We start from the raw sequence: 8,043 nt of genomic DNA on the forward strand, positions 1-8,043 counted from the left end.
AACAAATTACATTGATAAATTCCTCAGTTTTCCAACACCCCAATTTAACACCACCCGCAAAGGTGCATCGGCACCATTTTATCTAGTGCATTAATATCAAGTGAAAAGTCTAAAAAAGTGGTGCCGCTAGAGAGAATCGGACTCTCGACCTCACCCTTACCAAGGGTGCGCTCTACCACTGAGCTATAGCGGCGAAAGGTAGAATGGCCGAAATCGGCCGTTAGGCGCGGAACATGCCATAACCCCCACTTTCCTGCAAGTCAAAATTCAGGAAATAATTGCGATTTTTTTTTAATGCCCTTAAAAAGGTCATAATGTTCATTAAAAAGCTATAGTGAAAAATGACAAACAGTAAATCACAGACAAAAAAAGAAAAGCAAGAACGCTTAAATGCGGCCTTGCGTGATAACCTGAAAAGACGTAAAGCTCAGGCACGTAAAACGACCGTTAAAAGCGATAAAAAGGAAACGTAAAATATGGCCATAATGTCAGATAAATGGATTAGGGAAAAAGCACTGAACCACGGCATGATCGAACCCTTTCATGACCGTCAGGAAAGAAACGGTGTTATTTCATATGGCCTGTCATCTTACGGTTATGATGCCCGTGTTTCAGAAGAATTTAAAATCTTTACCGATGTGGATTCGGTTACGGTTGACCCGAAAGATTTCAACAGCAACAGTTTCGTTGATCGTCCGGGCGACGTTTGTATTATTCCGCCAAACTCATTTGCGCTGGCAAGGACCGTTGAATATTTCCGCATTCCGGAAGATGTGCTTGTGGTCTGCCTTGGTAAATCCACTTATGCGCGCTGCGGTATTATCGTTAATGTCACCCCGCTTGAGCCCGGCTGGGAAGGTCATGTGACGCTTGAATTTTCAAATACGACGCCGCTTCCTGCGAAAATATATGCCAATGAGGGCGCATGTCAGTTTCTTTTCTTTGAAGGGAACGAGCCATGCGAAGTGCCCTACAACAGCCGTAGCGGTAAATATATGGGGCAAACAGGCGTTACCTTACCGAAACTATAAAATATTAGGATGATTGATTGGATAGAATAGCAGTTACCGGCGGATACCGCCTTGAAGGAAGCCTTGTGATCAGCGGCGCGAAAAATGCGGCGCTTCCGTTAATGTGCGCGGGGCTTTTAACCGAAAATACGCTTACATTATCCAATTTGCCGCATCTCGCTGATATTAAAACCTTAAAAGAATTGATCGAAGGGCATGGCGCCTCGACCACTGTCGAGGACGAAGGCAAAAACTTAGGCGAAGGTCAGGTCATTTCATTTAAGACCCCCGTCATCACCAATACCGTCGCCCCTTATGATATCGTTAGAAAAATGCGCGCCAGTATTCTGGTGCTTGGTCCTCTGCTCGCCAGAACGGGAGAGGCGACCGTTTCCCTTCCTGGTGGTTGTGCCATTGGTAACCGTCCTATTGATCTTCATTTAAAAGGGTTTGAAGCCATGGGGGCCAATATCGAACTTGAAGAAGGATATGTGCGTGCCGTTACCCCGGGCGGAAGATTAAAAGGCGGCACCGTTGTGTTTCCAACCGTATCCGTTGGCGCGACAGAGAATATTTTAATGGCTGCAACGTTAGCGGAAGGGACGACCGTCATTGAAAATGCGGCGCGTGAGCCGGAAATTACGGATCTCGCTAATTGTTTAATTGCCATGGGGGCGCATATATCTGGCCTTGGAACAAGGACACTTACCGTAGAGGGTGTTAAATCGTTAAATGGGGCGGAATATGCGGTGATGCCAGACCGTATCGAAGCAGGTAGCTATGCAATCGCGGCGGCCATGACCCGAGGTGAGCTTGAATTGGTTGGTGAAAATTTAATGGATGTGATGACGGGCACCGTCGGCGCACTTAAGGAAGCGGGTATTGAATTCACCAAAACAGATCACGGCGTAATAGCAAAACTTGGTACCGACAAAATAAAAGGGATTAATGTCACAACGCAGCCATTCCCGGGTTTTTCTACCGATATGCAGGCGCAAGTGATGGCGATGATGACCATCTGCGATAGTGCGTCCGTTATAAATGAAACCATTTTTGAAAATCGTTTTATGCATGTTCCCGAATTAACGCGCATGGGCGCTGATATCACCATGCATGGCTCGACCGCCATTATACGCGGTGTTGATCAATTGCTTGGTGCGCCGGTGATGGCGACTGACCTTCGGGCTTCTATGTCGCTGGTACTCGCCGGCTTGGTTGCGGACCGTCAAACTTTTGTAAATCGAATTTATCATCTTGATCGGGGCTATGAACGTCTGGTAGAAAAGTTAAGTAATGTTGGGGCACATATTAGCCGTGATGCCGGCATGGGAATTTAACGATTTACCCTCGCAGTGATCTAAAAGTGTGATTTAACGCCTGAAAGGCAGAAAAATGGCAAAAGGACTTAAGCTTAAAGCAGAAGATCAGGAAGATCTGACAATCATTTCGGCATATTTACAGGATGCGGTGACGGTGGTCGGTGATTTTACTTTTTCTGAAAAAGAGCGTCTTTTTGCTATGATGGTCAATCGGTATCAATGGGAAGAACAAAAAAAGATGGGCGACTGCGTTGATGGGCAATGTTGTCAGCGCATTCGAGCCGGGTGTCATTTTGCCAATGTCCTTTCGGTGAGCGCCCAAAATATTCCACAAAAAAATAAGAAACATGTTCTTGAACTATTGGCGATTGAGCCGTTGGAGCTTGAAAATGGTAATGTGGCAATTGATTTGATATTCGCGGCAGATGCCGTTATTCGACTTGAAACGGAATTGATCGACGCAAGCATGCAGGACGTCGGTGAGCCATACCCCGCGAAATGTCATCCGAAGCATCAGGTATTGGATAATTTAAGTGACTAAGAATGCGTCAAAAATTCCACCTTTTCATTATTCCTTTAAAATGAAAGACCATGAAAGCACCCGTAAATTTTACTTTGATATCCTTGGCTGTGAAGAGGGACGCTCTAATGAAACCTGGCTTGATTTTGATTTTTTCGGCCATCAGGTTACGGCGCATTTATCCGATAAATTCCCAGAACTTGATTACTGCGGACTAGTAGATGGTGTGGCCGTGCCAATTCCCCATTTTGGTGTTATTTTATCCTTAAAGGATTATACCAAGGTCAAGGAAGCATTAGAACATCATCAATATCCGTTCATCGTTAAGCCCCAAGTCCGCTATCCTGGGAAGCCAGAAGAGCAACATACGCTTTTTATTATTGACCCGTCCGGGAATCCGCTTGAATTTAAAAGTTATAGCGGCACGGAAAATGATTTTATCTAAAACTTCGATTATTTCTCAATATTAAAACTGGTAAAACGCTTCCGATTTCTGTAAAAGAGCCGAGAAACTATAGAGAAACATTTATGTTTCACTAGAAGAACAGGAATATTACGGTGTCAAATAGTGAACCTATGATTATGGCCCTGCCAAAGGGACGAATTTTAAAAGAAGTGATGCCGATCATCCGTGCCGCGGGGATCGAGCCTGAAGCTGATTTCGACAATCCGAAATCACGAAAATTGACGTTTGATACCAATTTTGAACATCTAAAAATCATTCGGGTCAGAAGCTTTGATGTGGCGACATTTGTTGCTTTTGGCGCCGCTCATGTGGGCGTCGCTGGAAATGATGTATTACTTGAATTTGATTATCCCGAGATTTATGCGCCGCTCGATCTTGATATCGGGCATTGTCGCATTTCTGTTGCTGAACTTGTGTCCTTAAGTAAAACAGATGATCCGAGTGAATGGAGCCATGTTCGCATCGCGACAAAATATCCAAATCTGACGGCGAAATATTTCGCCAAGCGTGGCGTTCAGGCGGAATGTATCAAGCTTAATGGCGCCATGGAACTTGCACCAAGCTTAGGGTTATGTCGACGCATCGTTGATTTGGTCAGCACTGGGGCGACATTAAAAGAAAATGGCCTCGTCGAAGTTGAGAAAATTTTGGATATCACATCACGCTTTATTGTGAACCGTACGGCTTTTAAAACCCGTAGCGATGATATTAGTGATATTATTGATCGGGTAAGAGGCGCGATCGATGGTTAAAATCATTAATCAAAGTGATGCAACATTTGATGCTGATTTTGCGGCGCTGCTAAAGGCAAACCGTAATACGGAAAATGACGTTTCTGATGTAGTAAAAGATATTTTACAAAATATCAAAGAACATGGCGATGAGGCGTTAATTGATTATACGGCAAAGTTTGATGAATTATATTTAACATCAAATAGCATGCGTGTTTCAGATGATGAAATTAAAGAATCACTTGAAGCTTGTGCAGAAGAAACACTTGATGCTTTAAAGCTTGCGGCAAAACGCATCCATGATTTTCATATACGTCATATTCCTGATAATGATCAAATGACCGACGAGATCGGCGTTAAATTGGGTGTGCGTTGGAACGCGGTTGAAGCGGCCGGTATTTATGTTCCTGGTGGCAAGGCTGCCTATCCGTCATCCGTATTAATGAATGCTATCCCGGCAAAAGCAGCGGGTGTAGAGCGTATCGTTATGGTTGTTCCCAGCCCAAAGGGGTATTTAAACCCGCTTGTGTTGGCGGCGGCACATATTTCTGGCATTAGGGAAATTTATAAAGTTGGAGGTGCGCAGGCGGTTGGTGCGCTTGCATATGGGACGGAAACCATAAAGCCAGTTGATGTGATTGCGGGGCCGGGCAATGCCTACGTTGCTGCCGCAAAAAAGGAAGTTTTTGGTACCGTTGGTATTGATATGATTGCGGGGCCATCAGAAATATTGGTCACGGCCGATAACAAAAATGATCCTAAATGGATCGCGATGGATCTGCTTTCACAGGCAGAGCATGATGAAGTGGCCCAAAGCATTCTAATTACCGATGACGCTTTTTACGCAGACCAAGTTATTAAAGCCGTTGATGTTCATCTTGAAACATTACCACGTGCAGAAATTGCAAGAACCAGTTGGGAAAACCATGGCTGTGTTATCGTTGTTGGGGCAATGGAAAATGCGCCAACGCTTATTGATCAAATAGCGCCGGAGCATCTTGAGCTTGCGGTGGAAAATGCAAATGATTTTGCTAATAAAATCCGTAATGCGGGTTCAATCTTTATTGGTCGTTATACACCCGAAGCCATTGGCGATTATATTGCGGGTCCAAATCATGTATTACCCACATCAGGCAGCGCAAGATTTTCTTCTGGCTTAAGCGTGATTGATTTTATGAAACGAAATACATTGATTGAATGTCACGCTGAAAACCTTGGCATTATTGGGCCGTCCGCTATGAAACTCGCAGAAGAAGAGGGACTAGACGCCCATAAGAATTCTATTGGAATACGTTTAAAGAATGATGATGCAGAATAGATTATGATTGAAAACCAGGGCAAAAACCGGATCTGCCAAATTGAGTTAGATGAAAAATCTATCATCCGTCGCAATGCGGATATTGAGCATGAGAAACGGGTTGCTATCTTTGATCTGCTTGAAACCAATCATTTTGCACCAAAGGCGAAACTTTCACATGATTATCCGGGGCCATTTCATGTGCAATTAAGGATCGAAGAAAATCGTCTTGCAATTGACCTTAAAACGGAAGATTTAAAAGCGCTTTCAACTTTGGTTTTGCCTTTATCATCATTACGCCGCGTGATTAAAGAATATTTTATCATTTGTGATAGTTATTATGATGCGGTTAAAACGGCGACACCGCAACAATTAGAAGCTTTTGATATGGTACGGCGAACGCTTCATAACGAAGGGTCCACAATTCTAAAAGAACGTATTAAAAATAAAATCGATATTGATTTTGAAACGGCACGGCGGTTGTTTACTTTAATATGTGTATTACAAATTAGGTGATGAGTATTGAGTAAAGAAAAAATTGAGAGTTTGTTGTTTGTTTGTAATTATAATTCTGTGCGTTCTCCGATTGCGGAATGTCTCGCAAAAGACATATTTGGTGACCGAGTTTTCATTGATAGCATCGGTATTCAGGAAGAATTGTTGGAGATTAACCCATTTGCAATTTCTGTCATGGAAGAGGCGGGTCTTATTCTATTAAATCATAAGCCAAAACATTTTGAAGATTTAAATGATACGTCGTTTGATTTGATCATCTGTTTAAGTGCTGAAGCCGAAGAAAAAATGAAATCATTAACCCGGGGTTATGATATTAAGATTGAATTATGGGAAACAGATGATCCGTCTGGGGTAAAAGGAAATAGGGAAAATATCATGTCCGCCTTTCGTGAGATGAGAGACGAACTTAAGACGCGGATAGAAGAGCGACTTTAGCAGTAGGATAAGTAAATTCAGTTTTTGCTTGAATTTTGTTCAACAATCATTATTTTCCAACATGTTATTTAATCAAATTAAATAAGGAGCCATAATGGCTAAAGAAGAATTACTAGAAATCCGTGGCACTGTCACAGAATTATTACCTAACGCAATGTTTCGTGTAACACTTGAAAATGGTCATGAAGTATTGGGCCATACAGCAGGGAAAATGCGTAAAAACCGTATTCGTGTACTTGCAGGTGATGATGTTCTTGTGGAAATAACACCGTATGATTTGACTAAAGGTCGGATCACATACCGCTTTAAATAAGCGCGCCCCTTTGCATGTCTAACGATGCATATGTTATCAAACCTAAATTAATACTTGCCTCTGCGTCTCCGCGCAGGCTTGAACTGCTTAAACAGATCGGCATAACGCCTGATGAAATTTCACCGGCTGATATCGATGAAACACCATTAAAGCATGAAAAACCACGTGAACTCGCGGGAAGGCTTGCCCGTGAAAAGGCCGCACATATTGCAAAAAATCATGATGACGCATTTATTTTAGCATCTGATACGGTGGTGGCGTGTGGCCGACGACTTCTTGGTAAGGCGGCAGATAAAGATGAAGCAGCGAAATTCTTAAAACTTTTAAGCGGTCGACGTCATGACGTCTTCACAGGGGTTTCGATTATCACCCCCAATGGAATAAGCAACCGTGTTGTCAAAACCGTGGTTCGTTTTAAAAATTTAAGCGATGAAGAAATTAATGATTACCTTAGCCATGATGAATGGAAAGGGAAGGCGGGAGCATATGCTATTCAAGGTATCGCGGCCAAATTTATTATTTCTATCAATGGGTCCTATTCAAATGTCGTTGGCTTGCCGCTTTTTGAAGTATCAAATATGTTAAAAGGACGCGGGTTTTCGCTATAATTATGAAAGACGGAAAACACATATTGATCAATGATGCTATCGGTGAAACCCGAATGGCGATTATGCAGTACGGTACAGTCACTGATATTCGTGTTTTTCGTGATCATGCCCCGTCCTATGTGGGAGCCATTTATCTTGGCCGTGTGACAAGGCTCTCATCGGAATTACAGGCAGCATTTGTTGAACTTGAAAATGGTCTAGATGGGTTTCTACCTTTAAAAAACCTTCCTAAAACGCCGGGCAAGAAACCTAAAGATTTAACGACGTTGCTGCATCAAGGACAAAGATTGATTGTTCAAGTGACCGCAGACGCCAAACCGGGAAAATCATGTAAGCTAACGGCAAAGGTCGAATTAATAAGCACTTCTATCGTAATACATCCATTTAGAACGGGCGCTTTTGTTTCTAGCCGGATTAAAGATCCTGAAAAAAGATCTGCGCTTAAATTATTTGGGGAAGAAATCGTCCCCGATGATATCGGCTTGACGTTTAGAAACGAAGCCGAAGATATTCCCTTTGATCAACTGAAAATGACAGCATCAGAAATGATTAAAATTTGGCGTCATGCTTCAAAGGAAATTAAAAATAAAAAATGCCCCTCGCTTTTATCACAAGGCCCAAATGTGATTAAACAAATCATGCGTGAATATTCATCATCGGATATTAAAAGCATATTGATCGATCAAGCAAGCGCTTTAAAAGAAGCCACATCATGGGCCAAATCATTCGCGCCGGGATTATTAGATGTCATTTCACATTATAATGAGAAAACACCGCTCTTTAATCAGTATCAAGTCACTGATGATATTGAAGGCGTAACTTCGCCTG

At 42.7% G+C, this 8,043-nt stretch carries 12 protein-coding genes and 1 tRNA gene; 12 read left to right on the plus strand and 1 reads right to left on the minus strand.

All coding sequences use genetic code 11. The annotated features are described in order from the left end of the window. Positions 1-118 precede the first annotated feature (118 nt). Positions 119-193, minus strand: a tRNA-Thr gene (locus ACTF6W_RS11845). Between the two features lie 148 nt (positions 194-341). On the opposite strand from ACTF6W_RS11845, the gene ACTF6W_RS11850 reads away from it, so the two are divergent. The 12 genes from ACTF6W_RS11850 to ACTF6W_RS11905 form a co-directional block, all read left to right on the plus strand. Next, on the plus strand, positions 342-473 hold the full coding sequence (locus tag ACTF6W_RS11850) for a hypothetical protein (protein WP_438994757.1): 132 nt from the start codon (positions 342-344) through the stop codon (positions 471-473). A gap of 3 nt (positions 474-476) precedes the next feature. Next, positions 477-1,031 carry a dCTP deaminase gene (gene dcd, locus ACTF6W_RS11855; protein WP_438994758.1) on the plus strand — a complete coding sequence of 185 codons (555 nt, stop codon included), beginning with the start codon at positions 477-479 and terminating at the stop codon, positions 1,029-1,031. Between the two features lie 17 nt (positions 1,032-1,048). Beyond that, positions 1,049-2,347 carry a UDP-N-acetylglucosamine 1-carboxyvinyltransferase gene (gene murA / locus ACTF6W_RS11860; RefSeq protein ID WP_438994759.1) on the plus strand — a complete coding sequence of 433 codons (1,299 nt, stop codon included), beginning with the start codon at positions 1,049-1,051 and terminating at the stop codon, positions 2,345-2,347. 55 nt (positions 2,348-2,402) lie between these two features. After that, complete coding sequence (locus ACTF6W_RS11865; protein WP_438994760.1) at positions 2,403-2,870, plus strand: DUF2948 family protein; 468 nt, start codon at positions 2,403-2,405, stop codon at positions 2,868-2,870. Continuing rightward, positions 2,863-3,294 (plus strand): VOC family protein, encoded by a 432-nt coding sequence (locus ACTF6W_RS11870; protein ID WP_438994761.1) that lies wholly within the window; start codon positions 2,863-2,865, stop codon positions 3,292-3,294. Before ACTF6W_RS11865 ends, ACTF6W_RS11870 begins: the two co-directional genes overlap by 8 nt. A gap of 131 nt (positions 3,295-3,425) precedes the next feature. Further along, positions 3,426-4,067: an ATP phosphoribosyltransferase gene (gene hisG, locus ACTF6W_RS11875; protein WP_438994768.1), complete on the plus strand. Its 642-nt coding sequence runs from the start codon at positions 3,426-3,428 to the stop codon at positions 4,065-4,067. Beyond that, positions 4,060-5,364: a histidinol dehydrogenase gene (hisD, locus tag ACTF6W_RS11880; protein WP_438994762.1), complete on the plus strand. Its 1,305-nt coding sequence runs from the start codon at positions 4,060-4,062 to the stop codon at positions 5,362-5,364. Before hisG ends, hisD begins: the two co-directional genes overlap by 8 nt. A 3-nt stretch (positions 5,365-5,367) precedes the next feature. After that, positions 5,368-5,859, plus strand: coding sequence for a UPF0262 family protein (locus ACTF6W_RS11885; RefSeq protein WP_438994763.1), 492 nt, complete (start codon positions 5,368-5,370; stop codon positions 5,857-5,859). A gap of 6 nt (positions 5,860-5,865) precedes the next feature. After that, the gene (locus ACTF6W_RS11890; protein ID WP_438994764.1) at positions 5,866-6,294 is read left to right on the plus strand and encodes a low molecular weight phosphatase family protein; all 429 of its coding nucleotides are present in this window, start codon (positions 5,866-5,868) and stop codon (positions 6,292-6,294) included. Positions 6,295-6,388: 94 nt separating this feature from the next. Continuing rightward, positions 6,389-6,607: a translation initiation factor IF-1 gene (gene infA, locus ACTF6W_RS11895; protein WP_438994765.1), complete on the plus strand. Its 219-nt coding sequence runs from the start codon at positions 6,389-6,391 to the stop codon at positions 6,605-6,607. Between the two features lie 14 nt (positions 6,608-6,621). Then, positions 6,622-7,215 (plus strand): Maf family protein, encoded by a 594-nt coding sequence (locus tag ACTF6W_RS11900; protein WP_438994766.1) that lies wholly within the window; start codon positions 6,622-6,624, stop codon positions 7,213-7,215. 2 nt (positions 7,216-7,217) lie between these two features. Continuing rightward, on the plus strand, positions 7,218-8,043 hold an 826-nt coding region (locus tag ACTF6W_RS11905; RefSeq protein WP_438994767.1), incomplete at its 3' end, for a ribonuclease E/G.

The sequence above is a fragment of the Pseudemcibacter sp. genome, from assembly GCF_965661635.1.
In the GTDB taxonomy this organism is placed as follows: Bacteria; Pseudomonadota; Alphaproteobacteria; order Sphingomonadales; family Emcibacteraceae; genus Pseudemcibacter.